We start from the raw sequence: 17,652 nt of genomic DNA on the forward strand, positions 1-17,652 counted from the left end.
GAAAGCGGGTATAAAACTTCAATATTCAGAAAACTTTATAATCTTTACGGAAAGAAGGAGACACCAAATGGACAAGGAATTATCGGACAAACTATACAAGGAGATACAGGAGAGCGACTTCCCGACACTCAAGGAATACAGCCAGGAATGGTTGACACATCAGTTAGAACATCTATGTCAACTGGAGAAAAAACCAGTGACACTTCAGAATCTAATGTCGTTCACGGGGATACTGGAATCGGACTTGAGTCACATGTTCGAAGCAACGGACGAGTAAAGAAAAACGAAAAAAAATACAAAATCCAAACAGCAGAGGATAAGGAGTCAAAGAAAAAAGAATTACTTAGTCAAGAGCCTACCATAATCAATACTGAATGGATTAAAGATGGTTTGAGCGACAAAGATAGGCGAGAGGTAACAAGAAAAGAATTTGAAAAGATTAAAGATCGGCTCCCCGTAACAAAAGATGGGAAAGTGATTCATTTCTCAATGAGGGGATTCAAGGAAATGTTTCATCACAGTGCTGATAAGAGAGGTTTGAGCCTTATTCCACAGCTTCCTGATCTGATTGAAAAAGGTATATATTTGTGGAGCGAGTTAAGTGAAAAAAATAAGAATAATGTCAAAGCATTTCATAACTATGGAGTGAAAGTAGAAATAAATGGAAAATTAGAATATGTACGTCTGATAATTCGTGAGAATAATAATGGAAATTATTTTTATGACAATGATTTTATTGAATCTGATAAAATAGAAGAGGGGAGCGCTACCCCGGATGACCGAGACCGGAAGCTTTCTCCCCTAAAGAAGAAATTATACCAATGGTGGAATTTTGTCAACACAAATAATATAGTTCCAAGCGAATTAGATTTGTCAGAATCCATGATTGGCAATCAAAACGCCAAAAAAGATGAACGATCTGTTCCTGAAAAAATTGCGGACGCGGCTATAAATGCAGTCGGTGAAGTAAAACAAAAATGGTCTCAGAAAAAACAGGCTGAAATCAATAAAAAATGCAAGGAAATTCTCGCTTCAACCCCTCCATCCAGAATAACAGACGACCAAAAATCAATTCTCAGACAGTATGAAGGGGCAGGCGGGCAGGCTACCAATGCGGATATGGACGCAACACGCGGGATGCTATACCAGTTTTTCACACCCAAAAAAGTCATATCAAAAATGCAGGAAATAGTTTCGAGATATGTCAATCCAGGGGCAGAGGCGCTTGAGCCAAGTGCGGGAATCGGAAGATTTGCGGAAGGTACAAATTACAAATGGGACATGCTGGAATACAATCCCGATGACAACACTGCATATCAAATAGCCAGAATTTTACACCCAGAGGCGAATGTTTCTGATAATGCGTTCGAGACAATGTTCATTGATAAACGCAATCGGTCAGTCGGGAAAAAATATGCAGGTAAGAAGTACGGTCTTGTAGTCGGGAACCCTCCCTATGGAACAATGACCGGAAAATATAAAGCAGTCGAAGGAAAAGGCTTCAAACGATACGAACATTATTTCATTTCTCGCGGTCTTGATACTCTTGAAGAAGGTGGGATTTTATCTTATGTCGTCCCATCCAGTTTTTTGAATTCAGGCGAAGAGGCATGGAAAAAAGAAGTGTTCGGAAAAGCCGAACTGTTGGAAGCTTACAGATTGCCAGAGGGTTCTTTCGGAAATACTCAAATTGGTACGGACGTTATCGTCCTAAGAAAAAACTCTTCTACTGACAAGGACAGTAAGCTTGCTTTTAGCGGACGGTATTTTGAAGAAAACCCTGAGCATGTAATTGGTAAGGAAGAAAAACGAATCAACCGATTTGGCAGAGAGGAAACATTTATAAACGGAGATGTAGAAGATTTCTCATCGTTACCCCTTCCGGCTCCAAAACCTCCTATAACTCAGGAAACTAAGGACGCAATTTCAGAAGGTCTCAAAGGGAATCAGAATGCCAAGAAAAATACAAACCCAATAAGTGTTATTTTTTCTGGGGAAAGAAGCCCTGCACTTCATATTCAAGAAAACATAAATAAATTATCAGCAGAAAGTTTTGATCTTAAAAATAAAGACAAAATACAAGAAACTATAAATAAATTTAAACAATTGCTTACAGAAGTTTCTGAAAAAAAATCTAATATGACGGTTAAAGGATGGATAAAAAATGCGGAATTTTATGAGAAAAGTGCAATTTCCGCAATTACACGATTAGAAAAAAAACTTTCTGAATTTCATCAAAACCCATCAGAAGACCTATACACTCAGAAAGAATTCAACGAAAAATTCAACAAATCTTTCGATTCTAAAGACATTGAAATTGTTAGGAATATTGACCCTACCGGAATAATAAGAAATCTTCCATTCGACAAGGAAAAAATGGCATTGATTGAAAATCGTGATGGTGAGTTCGATTTTGTGCCTCTCTATGCGTTTCAATCAGGGAACATAAAAGACAAACTATTTGCACTTGAAAAATCTAAGGATTCAATAGTTGAAAAATACGGCGAAGAACAATACAACAGGCAGAAAAAAGCATTAGAATCCGCAATGCCTAAAAAAATTGATGTATCGAAACTTGTATTGTCCCCATTGGAGCCATTTGTTCAATCCATGAATTTTTCTGACAGACAATCGCTGAAAGACAAATTTCTGGAATATGTAATTGGAAAGCCAATTTATAATAATTATGGCTTTGGGGTGAAATTTTCTCGTTACGAAGGAGGTCTTCCGAGAGAATATTTCGAGGGAACTGATTGCAGGGCTATGGATATTAAAGCGTACATGAACGGGGAGAAGGTGACCGGTCGTGATGCTGAAGAAAATCAGAGACGACGAAAAGAACGAAAAATTCAGGCTGAAAAACTTTTCAGGCAATTCGTAACTGAAATCTTATCTGATGATGACCAAAAAGAACTCGAGGAAAAATGGAACGATCAATTTAATTCAGTAACACGATTGGATTCTACAAGAATTCCTGTTTCACTTGCTGAGATGAACAAGAAATACAAAGGCAAAGCTCAGGACCCACGAGATATTCAAATGCAGTATGTCGGTGAGTTTATGACAAAGGGAGTTGGTTGCGCTACCCATGAAGTAGGACTTGGGAAAACGTGGACTGGCATGATGGCAAATGTTTCATCTTTACAAACAGGCAAATGCAAGAAACCGTTGATAGTAGTCCCTACATCGGTCTTGCAAAAATGGAGTCTCGAATTTAAAGAACGCTTCCCGAATGTAAAATCAGAAATGGTTGGAACTCCAGAATTGAATGAACGTCTGAACAGTAGTGACGGAAAATTCCAAGTTGAAGACGGCACTGTCACAATCATGTCATACGACGCATTTTCAAGATTTGGTTTTACGGACGAAAGATTTAGAGAATTAACTAATGATCTAAAAGATCAGATTATAAACCCAGACTCGGAAAAAGGGAAAAGAGATACTGCAAAGGACAAGGAGGGATTAGAGAGCCTTACAGGACTCGGAATCATCGGAACTGAAAAAAATCTGAAATTCGATGAGTCTGGGTTCGACATGATTACAGTCGATGAGGCTCACAATTTCAATAATATCTTTGTGGATATTAAAACTAAAGACCAGTTTGGAGGTCAAGATAAACTCAGTAAGGACGAAGAGGAAGCTGTTGGTAAAGCTAATGAATTTGGAGGAATTACCGGAGGTAGCCCATCGGCGAGGGGAATAAAACTATATTTAGCGGCACAGCATATTTTAAAAACGAATCAGGATAGAAATGTCCTATTATTAACAGCTACTCCTTTCACGAATAATCCTTTGCAGGTATATTCACTACTTTCAATCGTAGCAAAAAAAAAACTCAGGGATATGGGTATTTATAACATCCGTGACTTTATTGCTACATTTGTAGAAACATCATGGGAAAATACGATTGAAGGGAACGGAGAGATTAAACAACGCCAGGTCGTAAGAAATTTCAAAAACGGCCATGCTTTTCAGTCCTTGATAAGAGAGTATTTTGATTTTAAACAGGGTGATGATAATGGAGTTGAAAGACCAAAATTAAAAATGAAAGCGGTCATTTTGCCACTATCTGAAGAGCAAGCCAAAATGAGAAATAGACTCGAAGAAATGTACGACGCAAAAGGTGCCGACGGAAAGCCATCTGGCGCGGCTCCTCTCGTTTCAATCGGCGTTCAGCAAATGATGAACATTTCACCTGCGCTTGTAAAAGAGGGGAATTCGGATGTATGGAAAAATTTCAAGGGATTAAACGAATTAGGCGACTCTGATTTTGTAGAGCGGTCTCCAAAGATTAAATTTGTGGCAAACTCAATTGCAGAACTCTACAAAAAACATCAGGATCTAAAACCAGGCGAGCCAGTTCCAGGACAAATTATATTTATGCCCAAGGGAGTAGACTATATCCAGAAAGTTAAGCAGTATCTCGTCAATAGTGGAATCCCAAGCGAAGCAATTGAAATCATGGATACTAAAACTAAAACTTCCCCTGCAAAAGACCCTGCAAAGAAAGCAAAAGGGTTGTCACGGTTTACTGAAATCACTCAGGATTTTAATGGTATTAACGGAAAATGTAAAATTATTTTGGGAACGGATGTAATCAAGGAGGGGGTTTCTCTGAATAAATACACAGGGATTGCCTACAATACTTCGATTGATTGGAATCCAACAACTGAAGTGCAAAAACGAGGACGACACCACAGACCCGGAAACCAATTAAAAAATATTATGTGGGTAGATACTCTTATGGAAGACTCCATCGACTCGAAACTCTACCAAAAGCAAGGGGAAAAAATTTCACGGATTAACGATATATTCAAAAATACCGGATCATCTGCAATTGACGTATCTGATATAAACCCTGATGAGTTAAAATATGAAATCATAAAAGACCCTGAAAGAAAAGCGAAACTTGTGTTACAGGAAGAAAGTGGGAAAATCAGAGCCAAGGCAAAAGAAGCTCAGTCAAAGGCTTTTGCAGTCCAGGAGATTCTTGATGATATTGAAGAGGTTGAAAAAGATTTAGATAGCAAAAACGAAGATTTAAAAGATTATCTTATCGAAGCTGAAAATTATCAGGAATATAGAAAAGACTATAATAAATATATAGAATCAGATAAAGATATTTCGTGGTCATGGCAAAGATATAGTAATGACGAAATTCTTGATGAGCAGAAAAGAAATATAGACAAAACCAAAAAAGAAATGTCAGCATTAAAAGTAAAACTCGATATTCGGATGAAACAACTCGAAAGAAAATCTTTGTCTTCAATTGAGAGTGCAAAGAAATTTGTAGAAAAATCTCAAAAACAGGCTGATAAATTTCACGAAGAGTCAAGAGAATTGCAGACAACTAAGAAGGATGAGTATATTGCAAAATTCAGAAAGGAACTTGCAGAAAAAGAGGCTCAAAGAGTAAAATATTCGCTTGATGAGATAGTCACGAACCATGTAAACGAAGTTCTGGATATGCTTGGAGTTAGAGAAATGAAAAAATCATGGAACTCTTTAAACAGGTCAAGAATTACAATCTATAATTTTCTGAAATCTAAGCAGGTAGTAAATGGCTAAAATAAAAAAAGGCTTTCTATTCGATAATCCTGATAGGTCTTCAAATCGAGACCTACTGGAAAGACTGTATGTAGGCAGAAATCCAGGCGATCAGTCTCTACCAATGCCAGGTAATGAAATCGGTTGGGGATCAATCGTAACACCTGATGAAATCCGGTATTCATGGATGAACGGGAATGGTAGGCTTGTCACAGTTGACGGTTCTTATATCACTGACGAAAATTTACGTGGATGGGTAAATGAAACAGTAGAAGCACTATCCCAAGAATTGCAACATGACATCTATCCGAAAGTCTATCGTTACAGACCAAAAGGGAATTTGCCAAGATATATTGAGCCTCACGCAGTTTGGTATGATTCTCACGATTATGAAAATCAGGACTTGGGAAATAATTTTTATGTTGAACTCAGGCACAGACCATTGCACAGGCTACTCAACTGGGATTTTGTGAATCCGGTTTCTCAGGATCAGAACGGCGAGCCAAGTAATGTTGTCATGGATATGACAAGTAGAGTAAGAATCAAATACGATACATCTGAATTAAGAAACGTCGGAGCTTTAGGGCTTGGATTTTCCTACAATAAAAATGTAGCAATCAGGTCGAATCGGGTTTTTGGTGGGTATCCTGCAACAAAACTTCCAACTACTCACTACATAGATTTTATTGCAGGATATGACTGCGCTGACCGTGTGCCTGCTGATTTAAGGCAAGTAATAGGGATGATTGTTGCTGTAAAAGTCATGTCTGTGTTCGGTGATGGAAGAGCGGCTGGGGTTGCATCGTTCTCCATTGGTGTTGGCGTATTATCGGAGTCAATTTCTACAACTCAATCGGCTACAAGTGCCATGTATGGAGCAAGAATACTTGAACTCGAAAACAAATTGAAGCAATGGTATGCAGAGCATATATCGCGGTACAATCCAATCAGAATGGCAATGCTATAAAAGGAGAAAAAATGACAAAAAAATATTCGGCAACAAATTTTCAGAAAAAAAGAGCAAGAGAGGTTATTGTAAAAAACCACTTTGAAAAACTGAACGCTATAAGAATCGCTTACAATGAAAACATGAGTAGGTGGCACGAAAGATTGGTGATGATTTTTTTCCGGCTGGGTGGGTATCGAAATAAAATTTCATCATATTTGACGCTTATGGGGGCTAAAATTGCAATTCAGTTTTTGTTAAAGATTTTACTTTTTTTCGGATTCGTTATTTTTTTATATTTCATTGAGTTTGAAAACAAATGGGTTGGGTATTGTTTGTATGGAATAATGTTATTTTTTTTCTATACCCCTTTTTTTGCAATTTCTCAGTTTATTCAATCATTTGCTTCTCTGAAAATAGATATAGTATCGGATCACCCACCTATTATCAATGTTTATTCATATGGAGCTTGGTACAATGGCGTAGCAATGTTTTTTTACAAAAGAAATTATGATCTTCTTGGTGCAATATTCGCTTTGAATAGTGAACGAGAAATTGATGCCTGCAAAACCCTTGTGTATTCCAATAAAGTTACTAAAATAAATGAAAGGAGAAAAAAGTGAGTAAAGATTTTCTAACAGGGAAGATAAAGAGATATTTCCCGTATGATTTTAATGCAGAGCAAGGGAGAAAAGGCGGTTACGGCTTTATAACGTGCGAGCAAGACAACACTGATTATTTCTTTTTTGGACGGGATTCTACAATCCATCAAAAAAACATAAGAAAAGGGATTTATGTTTCTTTTTCAACTAAAGAAGAATTTGATACTAAAAAAAGAATCAATAAAGTAAGAGCTTGCGAAATAAAAAGAATCTCCTAATTGAAAATTTACATTAATGATTTTCGAAATCAAAACATTCGACTGTCCAGCCAAGTTTATTTAAGATTTTTACGGCTTTTTTGAAATCTGTATCCAGCATTTTGTACGCTTTGAGAAATTTCTTTTTATCTTGGAGATTTTTTTCTCTTTGGAATGATTGCCTGTGATTTGAAAGCCATCGCATTGTATAGGTCTCCCTTTCGCTTTCCACGATTTCTTAATATGATTACGTTTAATATCGAAACTAAAGACGATTTGTGTGAAATTGTCAGATAGGTCGGTTTTCGTCTAATGTTTCTCAGCGTTCGTATTTGAGTTGGCGTAATGATAATCTTATTGGATTGGTACAATTCAATCAAGCGGTCTATTGTTGCGTGAATCATTACAAATTCAACTTGCGGAATATTATAGCTGAAATGGCTGTCAATTGGTTCTATCTGTAACGGATTCGAAATTTCCACTTCTTTATGATAGAATGCACAAAAAAATATTATGTCAATAAAAAAAACTTGCAATAAAATAGATAGGATGTTGTTCGTCCTTCCTTAACTGATTTTTCTGATTATAGGGAGACGTGAATGAATACACCTCTTGCAACACTACAAAACGCAGTGCAGTTTGCACAAAGTTATTTCGATAAGAATTCTTTAAAAATTACTTCAAGCCAAAGAAAGTCTCTTAGTTTAAAAGCAGGGCAAGACCCGTTTTTTATTTATGAAACAGACACAAAAAGAATCTGGTTCTGGAATGGTTTGTCTATGACGCTTATTACAAACGACTTTGGAGTTTGCGATATTAACGTTCTTAGGCTTGCGTCAAACGTAGCCGATACCGAAACCGTTACCATTGACGGCACTGTTTTCGAGTATGACAGGGCTAACAACGGAGTAGTTTCTGGAAACATAGCAGTAACAGGTCATGCAGATGATACCCCTGCAAATGCGTCAACAGTGATTGTTGATAAAATCAACTCGCTAACAAGTCTTGGATTTTCTGCAATCAGGCTTTCCGCAAATGAGATTTTAATTGTATGGAAAACTCCAGGCGTTTATGCAAAAGCATGTTCGGAAACACTTGCGGGAGTAAACAATGGTTTTGCTTCAGCTACCAGCTTTGGAGGTAAAAATCCTGGCGAGAAAACAGAACATTCGATTGCACGTGTCCCTAATGCTCAAGAGGTAGTACTTGGAAATATGCACTTTCTTTTTGATTCAACCCCAACGTTATTAGAAGTTCGTGTTTTTGTAACGGCAACTCCGGGGGTAGCTAAGGCATGGGATGGGACTATAACAATTTCCGGAAATCGGCTTACGTTGGATAATACAGGCGGTACGGACTGGGCGGCCACTGACACAATAGTAGTAACTGTACTTCAATAGATGAAATTTGTCCACCCAAACGACCAAGAGAGAGGTGAAATTCAAAATAATTTCACCCTTCAGGGTTCTGGTGGGGCTTTGGTCCTGAATGACAGAGACAAGCTCTACTTAATTACGGAAGTTCGAGCTTCAGGTGCTTGGTCGTGTAATTATACTAATTCAAAAGGGGAATCATATACCAGAAATGGAAGCGGAAATACATTGCTTCATCCGCCCTGGAGTGCAGAAATTTTAGTATTTTCAGGAATTTTAGAGGTGAGTGGGTATTTTATGGAAGTGGGAAATGTCTGATAAACTAAGAGTTTCAGTTCTCACAGAAAAAATTCTCGATAGCGGGGCAAAAATCCCTCTACCTGAATCTGTCCATTCCTACCAGTTCATAAATGGAGAGTTGGACGACGGATTCATAATCGACAATACTGTTTCAGACACACAGGTCACGCCAGTAGCAATCGATATATCTCAATTTACAGGGATCAATGCAGTTTTAATACGAGGTTCGTATGTTGACGCTGATCCGGTAAATGGAATTTCTTCAGGCGACCCTGCAAAAATTCAGGTCCGTTTTAATGGCACAGGAATTTGGATGGAATTAGAGGAGTTAAACCTTCTTGGATTTACTCCAACACAAATTGAAATAAAAGTCCAGGGAACGAAAAAAATTAAAGTTGGGAGGACTATCAGTGCAACCTAATTTTATCCCATTTATCAAAAGTTCGGCGATCGTTGAGGTTGAACGAAATGGCGATTACCTGAATACAATTATGCTTGTATCTACTCCGAAGAGAGATGAGCAGGGCGACATGGTTTTATCAGAGGCATGGCTAAATAAAACAGACATGGATTATTCCAGTAAAAAAGCAGTCATTGATTGGAATCATTACTCACGCCTATTACCATTTCAAAAGTCGTCATCAATTCAGGAAAAAGCAAACAATGAAAAACTCGGTAACGAGGCAATCATTGGAGTCCCATCAGGGAGAAAATTCTTTACAGAATCCGGAAATCTATATTGCGAGAGCAAATGGAATGTCAAAAACCCTTATATTTCTCCATACGTTCCATTGATTAAAGCTGGCTATGAGGGGTTAGAGGCAAGCGCTGGCGGAGGTTTTTACAAACCTAAACCTGAAACAGTTGCAAAATATGGTGAGAAAACCTATGACCGTGCGAGAATTACACACGTTGCCATTTGCCCGGCCGGAGAAGCCATTAACGATGAAACTGAAATCAAAATGTTGAAATCGTCTATTGCAAACGAATTTGATATAGATTATTCGGATGTTCCAGTAACAGATTCTATGATAATTCCGGTTAACGCGATTGAGAATATTTCAGAGAAAGCAGAGCAGAGAATTTTTGAATTCATTATCAACTCATTAGAATACAAACTCTGGGCTACAAACAAGCTATTGGAAAAAATTCTTCCAAACCAACCGTTAGATTATGAATTTTATTATGACCATTTCCGTGATTATGGTTTTGGTCGGGATTATGCAAAAAGACTGGCTACACAAATGATTATAGAACATGGAGGCGAAAGCAATGGATAAAGATAAAAAAGAAGGTTTAATGGATAAAATGACAAATTTTTTCAAATCGGAAAACAGTAAGACAGAGGACAAGGTTGATAAAACTTCTCCAGTGGTCCCACCTTCAGACGAAAAACCACAAACAGACATCGACGATACTGTTTTGGACGAACTCATGCAGAAACTCGAATCAAACGAAGTTCAGGTAACTGAGGAGTCGATCAAGGCATTTTGTGCAAGCAAGAATTTAACCGATGAGCAATGCGCTCAAATCTGGGATGTTGTCTCAAGCGCTCTTGCAAAAGTAGAGGACGAGACCCAACCAGCACCAACTCCGGAAACGGAAGATAATCCAACTGAAGACATGAAAAAAAGCAAAGGAGAACATGAGATGTTAGAAGAAATGACTAAATTTATGAAATCAGTTACTGCATACAAGGAGGATGTTGCCTCTCAAAATGAAGCGGTTGCCGCTCTGATTATCGAAAACAAAAAACTTGGAGAATCAGTTACATCATTGAAAGGAGAGATTGATTTCTTGAAATCTCAGGTAACGAAACTTAGCGGTCAGCCAGTCGATGTAAAGACTCCGGCAAAAACACCGGACGATATTCCTATCACTCCTTTTCAGAAAAGTCGGTCAGAGATTGTTTCGATTCTTGGACAAGGAGTTCGAGCAAGAGAACTAAACCTAACGGATGTAACACGATACGAAAGCTCCGGGGTTCTTTCAGAAAACGCACAAAAGTATTTGGTAAATGTATCGTCTCAAGGAGGAAACAAATGAGGTACAAAAACAAAATTTTTACAACACTGGGGATCATTAGTGCCGTGCTTTTTTTTGCAGGTCTCCTGCTTGGAAACGGCTCACTAATGATTATGGCGATTGCTCCGACATTCGGCAATTTGGAAGATGTTAGAGAATTTGCAAAATCGTTCAATGCAAATACATCCGGAGTTACGGATTTAACTGCATTACAAAACGGTCAAGCACTCTCTATGCACAATTTGGATGAGACTATGGTCTTATTGGCACAGGATTCGGACGAGTACAATTTCTTGAATTCTATGTTTAATAAAGACACAAAGTCCACTCTTAATGTGTATGGACAAATTCTCGATTGGGGTGGAAACGGCGACTTCTCTTTTGTAGGTGAATCTGATGATGCTGAATTCAAAGATGTAATTATCAAAAGAATTGCAAAATCGGTTTCATTTCTTGCGGAAGGTTATGCAATTTCTAAAGTTTTGAATGTTTCTGATACAGGGAATTATGATCCTGAAGCCATTCAGATTCAAGGCGCGATCAATAGAATTATGAGAAGCCTTGCATATGGGACATGGTATGGGAACAAATCAATCAATCCACTTGAATTTGACGGATTTGTAACTGAACTTGTTTCTAATGGACAGGTTTATGATGCCGGAGGTTCTTTTCCTGCAATCAGCTCACTCAAAGAATTGGTTGTAAATATCAGGACAAAATTTGGTCTTGCCAACGAGTTATGGTTACATGACGGCGTTAAAAACGTACTGGATGCCTACTATATCGGCGCAAAAGAATTTGTGATGAACGTGGCAAACCCAAGTCTTGGGTACAATATTCCTAATTTGATTGGGGCTCCTCTCAAAGACGGTAAATTGGAATTTAAAACTGATCTTTGGATGAATCGTCACATGGTGGAACTCCCATCTTACATGGACGCAAATAATGTAAAACAACCAGGTAAGACAAATCCAAATGCTCCGGATGCCCCAACGCTTACTGCGACTGTGACCGGAGGAACTATTTCAGGATCAAAATGGAGAGACAAGGATTGTAAAGATACTAACGGAGCGGACGCGGTAGTGTCCTATATCGTTGTGGCTTGCAATAAATCCGGACGTTCTGCTCAATCTACAACTGTAATTACTGCAGGCGTTATGAGCAAAGGGAAGGCAATAAATCTTGTAATAACACCTGCCGGAACCGGAACTGCCGCAACCTATTTCCAAATTTTCAGAGAATCTTATCCTGGAAGCGGAAAGTTTTATCTGACTGAAAGAATTTTGAAATCTGCTACTCCGACAACTGCATACCAAGACCTGAATGAATGGGTTCCAGGATGCACTGAAGCTGTAGTTGGCGATTTCAATTCTCGGTCTGCGGTTGACCAAAAAAGGACATACCACATGCTGAGGTTATTGCCAATGCTACAAACCAAGTTTACTCCGAACGCTGTATATCAGAGAAAACTTGCTGGTATGGTAGAATGGTATGGCGGGCTTGCTGTCCTTCAACCACTCAGATTCTACCTCATCAAAAACCTTCCGACAACCTTGTCGTAGGAATTTTCTTGAGATTAACTGAAAATAGAGGATGCCCCGGTGTAAAAGCCGGGGTTTTTTATATTTATCTAAAAGAGATTGGAACATGCTGACTGCAAACTTAGGAAATACAGATATAGCAACCGTTACAAATGGAGGGGCATTACAAAAGCCTGGCGGGATGTCAACGGAAAGACGGGGCTCTGAGAAATTTAACAAACTTGAAATCAGGCTAAAAGACTTTTTCAAAAAACTCCCAAGAATGATGAAATCCAAGATAAAAATAAATCACTTAGACGTAAATCTTACACCATCACAGGGACAAAAAGAAGCAGGGAACTACAAAAAAGCTCACATAAAAATTCATGGGTTAGACATTACAATTGAGAATCCTAAAGGATCATTTCGGTCAGGAATAGATAAAACCGGAAAGGAATGGAAAAGCAAACTTCACTCTCATTATGGATATATTAAAGGTACAACTGGTCGTGATGGAGACCATGTTGATTGCTTTATCGGACCTAATTCAAAATCCGAAATCGTCTATGTCGTAAATCAAATCAATCCTGAAACTGAAAGATTCGATGAACACAAAGCAATGATCGGCTACAATTCAGAGAATGACGCTGAAGAAGCATACATTGAAAACTATCATACCGGATGGCAAGGGCTGGATGAAATAATCCCTATGACAATTTCTCAATTCAAAGATTGGCTGAATAAATCCGACACTACAAAAAAAGCAAAGGAACTATTTCATAAATCATCGTCGGTTGCCGGAATAGGCGAGGTTCACACATGGTCTGATGGATCGAAACATCGAAAAACTGCAATTGGTTGGGTTCTCGTATCTGAAGGAAAAAATTCCGGCTCAAATACATCATCCCAGGCAACACAAAAAAAAGATGAGAAATCAGGAAACATAGATCAAAAGGCCGTCTATGAAAAAAAAGCAGTAGAGGCATTAGGGCGATGGAAAGAATTTGAAGAAGAAGCAAAAAAGAAAGCCAGGGAACGAATTGCAAAAACTCCTCCCGAAAAACGGGCTCAAATGTTCGACATTAAAAATGCTGAGCCTGGGGATATTGTTAGAGTTGAAAGACCGATTGACGGGCGTGTAAATCGGGGCCATTTGGCAAAAGTTTTGGATAAAGTGGAAGGGCATTTAAAAGTTATGTTACCGTCTGGTAGCATATTTTTGTTTTTAGCCGCAGATTTGGCATTTGCAAAATCAAACCGTGAGATAAAAATTTCACCTGATGGGACTATCCCTTTCTTAAAAGGGAAAAAAGGAAATGTTGGAGAAATCAGAACTTGGGCTGATGGGAATAAATACAAAAAAGTTCGTGAGGGCGCTTGGCAAATGGTCGGAGAATCCGACACAAAGGGCGCACACCAAGCCGATCTGGAAGAATATACGAAAAAAACAGGGGGTGACAGGTCTGAACATCGAGCTTCGGTAGAGAAGGCAATGCAAAACAATGCTAAAATCCCGGTCAAAGTCATGCGGGAATATCCATCGCTTCTAGATAAATTCCCAGAATACAAAAAACGAGTATTGGCAATTGATTCAATCAAGGCGAGGAAAGAACATAAAGAAGTCAAAACAAATCAGAATATTATAAATCCAAACCCTGCAATAAAAGCCGTCGAATCTCTAAAATCGGGCAATGGAAGTAAAAAAGAATCTCAGATCAAAAGATTAGCCGATACTCTAAGGACATTAAATTTCGGGAAAACACCAAAAGGATTTCCACAGAAAACTTACGATAAGCTATGGAATCTTGATTCAAAACTTGGAGAATTAAAATCCAAGGTATACAATTTAAAAAAGAAATCTCTACCTCAATCCTTACGAAAAGTTGGCAAAGATAAAGAGCGGAAAGAATTTTCTGTAAACAAAAATAAGAAGCTCAAAGAGTTCCAAAATAAAATTGGAGAATTGTTACGAAAAGGGCGCGGTTTAAAAAAAGAAGGGCTTTCAGATACATCGTCTGGTTTTAAATCGGGTCAGAAAATAGCAATAGACGCAATCAATTCTTTGAAATCATTAAAACATGGTGAGTTGCCTAATAAACAAGCCACTGGAGTAATTGATGCTATCGGAGAATTAAAAAAATCTCAGTCCAAAGAATTGAAAGCAAAGATGAAAATTGCTGAAGCAGAAGTAAAAATGGACAAAATGCCGGAACTCAAGCCTAATCCGACAGGTATGTGGGAAGACTCTATGAATGGACTACCGAATGAGACATGGGAATTACATTTTGATGGTGATCCACAAAAAGGAGGGAAACCTAAACCGGAAAGACAAAAGTTACATGATTTTATAAAAGGGAAAAGTCTTGATCATGTGGAGCCCGTGAACGTAAATCAACAACCTTTTGCGCTTCTATTGATGGGCGGACCTGCTTCAGGTAAGAGTTCGATTATGAAAAATATGGGGATTAATAGCACGGAATTTGTATTCGCGGATGCGGACGAGATAAAGGAAAGGCTCCCTGAATATCGTGTAGGCGTAAAAAATCGAATTAGGAAAGCCGCCGCAATGGCTCACGAAGAAAGTTCTTACATTGTAAAAAGCATTCGAGAACAGGCAATGGAAGACCGAAAAAATCTTGTGATAGATGCTGTTGGGAGTAATCCAGAATCCTACTTAAACAACATTGCCAAATTGAGAAAGCAAGGATACAGAATACATTTGGTAATGGCTGATTGTCCATTGGAAGTGGCACTGCCGAGAGCAATCGAAAGAAGTGAGGTAACCGGTCGATATATTCCAGAAAACTACATGAAAGACGCATATCCGAAAATACCGGATTCATTCAAGACGGTATCGCACGAATGCGATGAAGCGATAGTTGTTTCTACAAATATTAAACCGTATGAAATACCTCCTATTCTTTACAAGAAAAGTGATGGACAAGCGAATGTGAATGACATAAAATGGAGTAAATAAGGAAGGTTGATATGAGCGAAAATGTTCAGAAAGAAATCAAAACAAGACAGGCTACCACTTCCGAAGAAATCACGAGAAGGATACAGGAAAACTTCGGGAAATTCTATGCTGAAGAATTGAAAGAATATGAAAATTTAAAAAGCCAGCCAAAAATTTGTGATCCATCAAAGCGCGAGGGGATTGAAATGATCCCAATCGAATAGCTTCACACATTTTAAACTCTTGACAAAACAGTAAAATATCCTTTCCGTCCATTCTCTATATGGAATGGACTCATTCTCAAGTAATTCAGGAATTCTTGAAAGGTCGCAAAGGACAGCAAATGTCCGGAGCGAAGTATTACAAACGCGAGTGGGCAAATGACAGGTGGAAGTATTTTTATAGTCAGGCTTCGCATGACAAATATGTAGAGCGTGGAAAAAATGAATCAAACAATAAGCAAAATAACCTTTCCGAAAAAATAAAAAATATCCCTGCAAATCAAATTAAGACAATAGAGCAATATACTGATAAAAAGCATTTTAACGAAAAAGTAATCTCAGGAATAAAGCAATCTATTTTGGCGAAAGGGTACGATGTTTCAGAGCCTCTAAAGGTCGATAAAGATGAGAGTGGAGAATATCGTGTAGTTGACGGACACCATAGATTTGAAGCGGTAAAACAACTTATTCAAGAAGGGCACCTTTCTGAAAATACTCCTATCCCGGTTGTCGAAGAAAAATACGACTCGGAGGCAGATCGTTTATTGGCTCAGGTTTCGTCGAATAAGAATCGACGTGAGGTCGAGCGTCTCGATGACGCTAAGGCATATTCCCAGCTTATCGACCAGGGAAAAACAGTCCAGGAAATATCAGAAAGAACCGGAGAATCCCAGGAATATGTAAAAGGGACGATTGCTTTAAACAACCTTATCCCTGAATTGAAAGAATTACTCAGGTCAGACGCAAAATATAACATTCGGAAAAAGGACGAAACAAATGACGGGTCAAAGGAGAAAAGAGATTCTTTGTCAGAGTCATTGGCAATTGTAATTGCAAAGAATGGATTGAACGAAGATGGGTCTCCAAACGGCACAATTCAGAGAAAAGCTTTTCAATGGTACAACCAGAATAAATCAAAAGGTATCACTCCATCACAAGTACGTCTGTATATTTCTACCTTGAAATCACAAACTTTTTCTTTTGGCAATGTGGACTCGTCAGGTAGATCGGAAATTGAAAGAGAGGCAATGAAATTTTCCGGAGGCGAAGATGTAGCCAAAGCGACAACGGCAGGATTCGAAAACCTGTTAAAGAAAATTCAAAATCCAATCCAGAAATTTCTGGGCGACACGATAACAAACCTTGACGAGAAAAAAACAAAAGAACTCGCGGCTTCGATTATCGCAACTAAGGGCGAGTCTGCATTAGAAACAGAGCTTGAAAAACTTTCAGCAGTTCTAAATTCAATCTCACTTTTCAGGGATTCTTTAAAAAGAAAGTTTCAGGAAATTCAGGCAGACTCAATGACACCGGAATTATTGTTTAAGTCCCGGCACGCAATTGTCATTATTCGTGAGTTTCTGAAAGCAAGATATGGAGAAGAAAAACCAGGTCATAAATATTTATATCGTAAATGGATAAATGGCAAATGGGAAAGATTTTATAAAAGATTTTCTTTTAAACAGTTTATAAAGGATGCTTTATCTTCAAAAACCGGATTTGGAAGATTTATTTTTAAAGGTATATCACAAAAAGAATCTAAAATTTTATTCAGAATAGGAATCCCATACGACAAAATTGAATTATTTAGGCATTCAATAGATCATGACACAATTAGAAAGATTGTAAACGATCACGGTCGAGCAAAGACAGAAATTCCAAGAGGGAATGTCCCAGTTACATTAGATGATATTAAAAAAATTCCTGAAATCATTGCACATCCTGATACAATAACTTTAGATGAATCTGATAAAAAAACAGGTTTACCTGCACTTATTTATACAAAGAAAATCAACAATCAATATATTATTGTGGAGAAAGTTTTGACAGGGAAAAATCTTCTGTCAGTAAAAACAATGTATAAGACCAGGGGGCGAATACGATGATGTTCTTTAGAACAGCCCC

14 protein-coding genes are annotated in these 17,652 nt (G+C 38.1%); 13 read left to right on the forward strand and 1 reads right to left on the reverse strand.

Annotated elements, in window-relative coordinates; all coding sequences use genetic code 11:
- Nucleotides 1-147: 147 nt before the first annotated feature.
- The 4 genes from HS129_04915 to HS129_04930 are packed head-to-tail and all read left to right on the forward strand — an operon-like array spanning nt 148 to nt 7,373.
- Nucleotides 148-5,568 carry a DEAD/DEAH box helicase family protein gene (locus HS129_04915; GenBank protein MBE7411396.1) on the forward strand — a complete coding sequence of 1,807 codons (5,421 nt, stop codon included), beginning with the start codon at nt 148-150 and terminating at the stop codon, nt 5,566-5,568.
- Nucleotides 5,561-6,514, forward strand: a complete 954-nt coding sequence (locus HS129_04920; GenBank protein MBE7411397.1) for a hypothetical protein — start codon at nt 5,561-5,563, stop codon at nt 6,512-6,514. The genes HS129_04915 and HS129_04920 overlap by 8 nt, the downstream gene beginning before the upstream one ends.
- A gap of 11 nt (nt 6,515-6,525) precedes the next feature.
- Nucleotides 6,526-7,116, forward strand: coding sequence for a hypothetical protein (locus HS129_04925; protein ID MBE7411398.1), 591 nt, complete (start codon nt 6,526-6,528; stop codon nt 7,114-7,116).
- On the forward strand, nt 7,113-7,373 hold the full coding sequence (locus HS129_04930) for a hypothetical protein (GenBank protein MBE7411399.1): 261 nt from the start codon (nt 7,113-7,115) through the stop codon (nt 7,371-7,373). The genes HS129_04925 and HS129_04930 overlap by 4 nt, the downstream gene beginning before the upstream one ends.
- 125 nt (nt 7,374-7,498) lie before the next feature.
- Here the strand turns inward: HS129_04930 and HS129_04935 are convergent, their stop codons facing one another.
- Nucleotides 7,499-7,834 carry a hypothetical protein gene (locus tag HS129_04935; GenBank protein MBE7411400.1) on the reverse strand — a complete coding sequence of 112 codons (336 nt, stop codon included), beginning with the start codon at nt 7,832-7,834 and terminating at the stop codon, nt 7,499-7,501.
- 117 nt (nt 7,835-7,951) lie between these two features.
- On the opposite strand from HS129_04935, the gene HS129_04940 reads away from it, so the two are divergent.
- The 9 genes from HS129_04940 to HS129_04980 all read left to right on the forward strand — a co-directional run bounded on the left by HS129_04940 (nt 7,952) and on the right by HS129_04980 (nt 17,633).
- Nucleotides 7,952-8,752, forward strand: coding sequence for a hypothetical protein (locus HS129_04940; GenBank protein MBE7411401.1), 801 nt, complete (start codon nt 7,952-7,954; stop codon nt 8,750-8,752).
- The gene (locus HS129_04945; protein MBE7411402.1) at nt 8,753-9,043 is read left to right on the forward strand and encodes a hypothetical protein; all 291 of its coding nucleotides are present in this window, start codon (nt 8,753-8,755) and stop codon (nt 9,041-9,043) included.
- Complete coding sequence (locus tag HS129_04950) at nt 9,036-9,446, forward strand: hypothetical protein (protein MBE7411403.1); 411 nt, start codon at nt 9,036-9,038, stop codon at nt 9,444-9,446. The genes HS129_04945 and HS129_04950 overlap by 8 nt, the downstream gene beginning before the upstream one ends.
- The gene (locus tag HS129_04955; GenBank protein MBE7411404.1) at nt 9,436-10,305 is read left to right on the forward strand and encodes a hypothetical protein; all 870 of its coding nucleotides are present in this window, start codon (nt 9,436-9,438) and stop codon (nt 10,303-10,305) included. The genes HS129_04950 and HS129_04955 overlap by 11 nt, the downstream gene beginning before the upstream one ends.
- On the forward strand, nt 10,298-11,071 hold the full coding sequence (locus tag HS129_04960) for a hypothetical protein (GenBank protein MBE7411405.1): 774 nt from the start codon (nt 10,298-10,300) through the stop codon (nt 11,069-11,071). The genes HS129_04955 and HS129_04960 overlap by 8 nt, the downstream gene beginning before the upstream one ends.
- Nucleotides 11,068-12,612 (forward strand): hypothetical protein, encoded by a 1,545-nt coding sequence (locus tag HS129_04965; GenBank protein MBE7411406.1) that lies wholly within the window; start codon nt 11,068-11,070, stop codon nt 12,610-12,612. The genes HS129_04960 and HS129_04965 overlap by 4 nt, the downstream gene beginning before the upstream one ends.
- Before the next feature lie 85 nt (nt 12,613-12,697).
- Nucleotides 12,698-15,547, forward strand: coding sequence for a zeta toxin family protein (locus tag HS129_04970; protein MBE7411407.1), 2,850 nt, complete (start codon nt 12,698-12,700; stop codon nt 15,545-15,547).
- Nucleotides 15,548-15,558: 11 nt separating this feature from the next.
- Nucleotides 15,559-15,750 (forward strand): hypothetical protein, encoded by a 192-nt coding sequence (locus HS129_04975; protein ID MBE7411408.1) that lies wholly within the window; start codon nt 15,559-15,561, stop codon nt 15,748-15,750.
- A gap of 119 nt (nt 15,751-15,869) precedes the next feature.
- Nucleotides 15,870-17,633 carry a ParB N-terminal domain-containing protein gene (locus HS129_04980; GenBank protein ID MBE7411409.1) on the forward strand — a complete coding sequence of 588 codons (1,764 nt, stop codon included), beginning with the start codon at nt 15,870-15,872 and terminating at the stop codon, nt 17,631-17,633.
- Nucleotides 17,634-17,652 lie beyond the last annotated feature (19 nt).

It is taken from the genome of Leptospiraceae bacterium, assembly GCA_015075105.1.
Taxonomy (GTDB): Bacteria; Spirochaetota; Leptospiria; order Leptospirales; family Leptospiraceae; genus JABWCC01.

What these genes read in the sequence shown, in the direction of transcription:
- HS129_04970 (MBE7411407.1), top strand. Translation starts at nt 12,698, where the DNA reads ATGCTGACTGCAAACTTAGGAAATACAGATATAGCAACCGTTACAAAT.
- HS129_04950 (MBE7411403.1), top strand. Translation starts at nt 9,036, where the DNA reads ATGTCTGATAAACTAAGAGTTTCAGTTCTCACAGAAAAAATTCTCGAT.
- HS129_04975 (MBE7411408.1), top strand. Translation starts at nt 15,559, where the DNA reads ATGAGCGAAAATGTTCAGAAAGAAATCAAAACAAGACAGGCTACCACT.
- HS129_04920 (MBE7411397.1), top strand. Translation starts at nt 5,561, where the DNA reads ATGGCTAAAATAAAAAAAGGCTTTCTATTCGATAATCCTGATAGGTCT.
- HS129_04980 (MBE7411409.1), top strand. Translation starts at nt 15,870, where the DNA reads ATGTCCGGAGCGAAGTATTACAAACGCGAGTGGGCAAATGACAGGTGG.
- HS129_04965 (MBE7411406.1), top strand. Translation starts at nt 11,068, where the DNA reads ATGAGGTACAAAAACAAAATTTTTACAACACTGGGGATCATTAGTGCC.
- HS129_04940 (MBE7411401.1), top strand. Translation starts at nt 7,952, where the DNA reads ATGAATACACCTCTTGCAACACTACAAAACGCAGTGCAGTTTGCACAA.
- HS129_04925 (MBE7411398.1), top strand. Translation starts at nt 6,526, where the DNA reads ATGACAAAAAAATATTCGGCAACAAATTTTCAGAAAAAAAGAGCAAGA.
- HS129_04915 (MBE7411396.1), top strand. Translation starts at nt 148, where the DNA reads ATGGTTGACACATCAGTTAGAACATCTATGTCAACTGGAGAAAAAACC.
- HS129_04945 (MBE7411402.1), top strand. Translation starts at nt 8,753, where the DNA reads ATGAAATTTGTCCACCCAAACGACCAAGAGAGAGGTGAAATTCAAAAT.
- HS129_04960 (MBE7411405.1), top strand. Translation starts at nt 10,298, where the DNA reads ATGGATAAAGATAAAAAAGAAGGTTTAATGGATAAAATGACAAATTTT.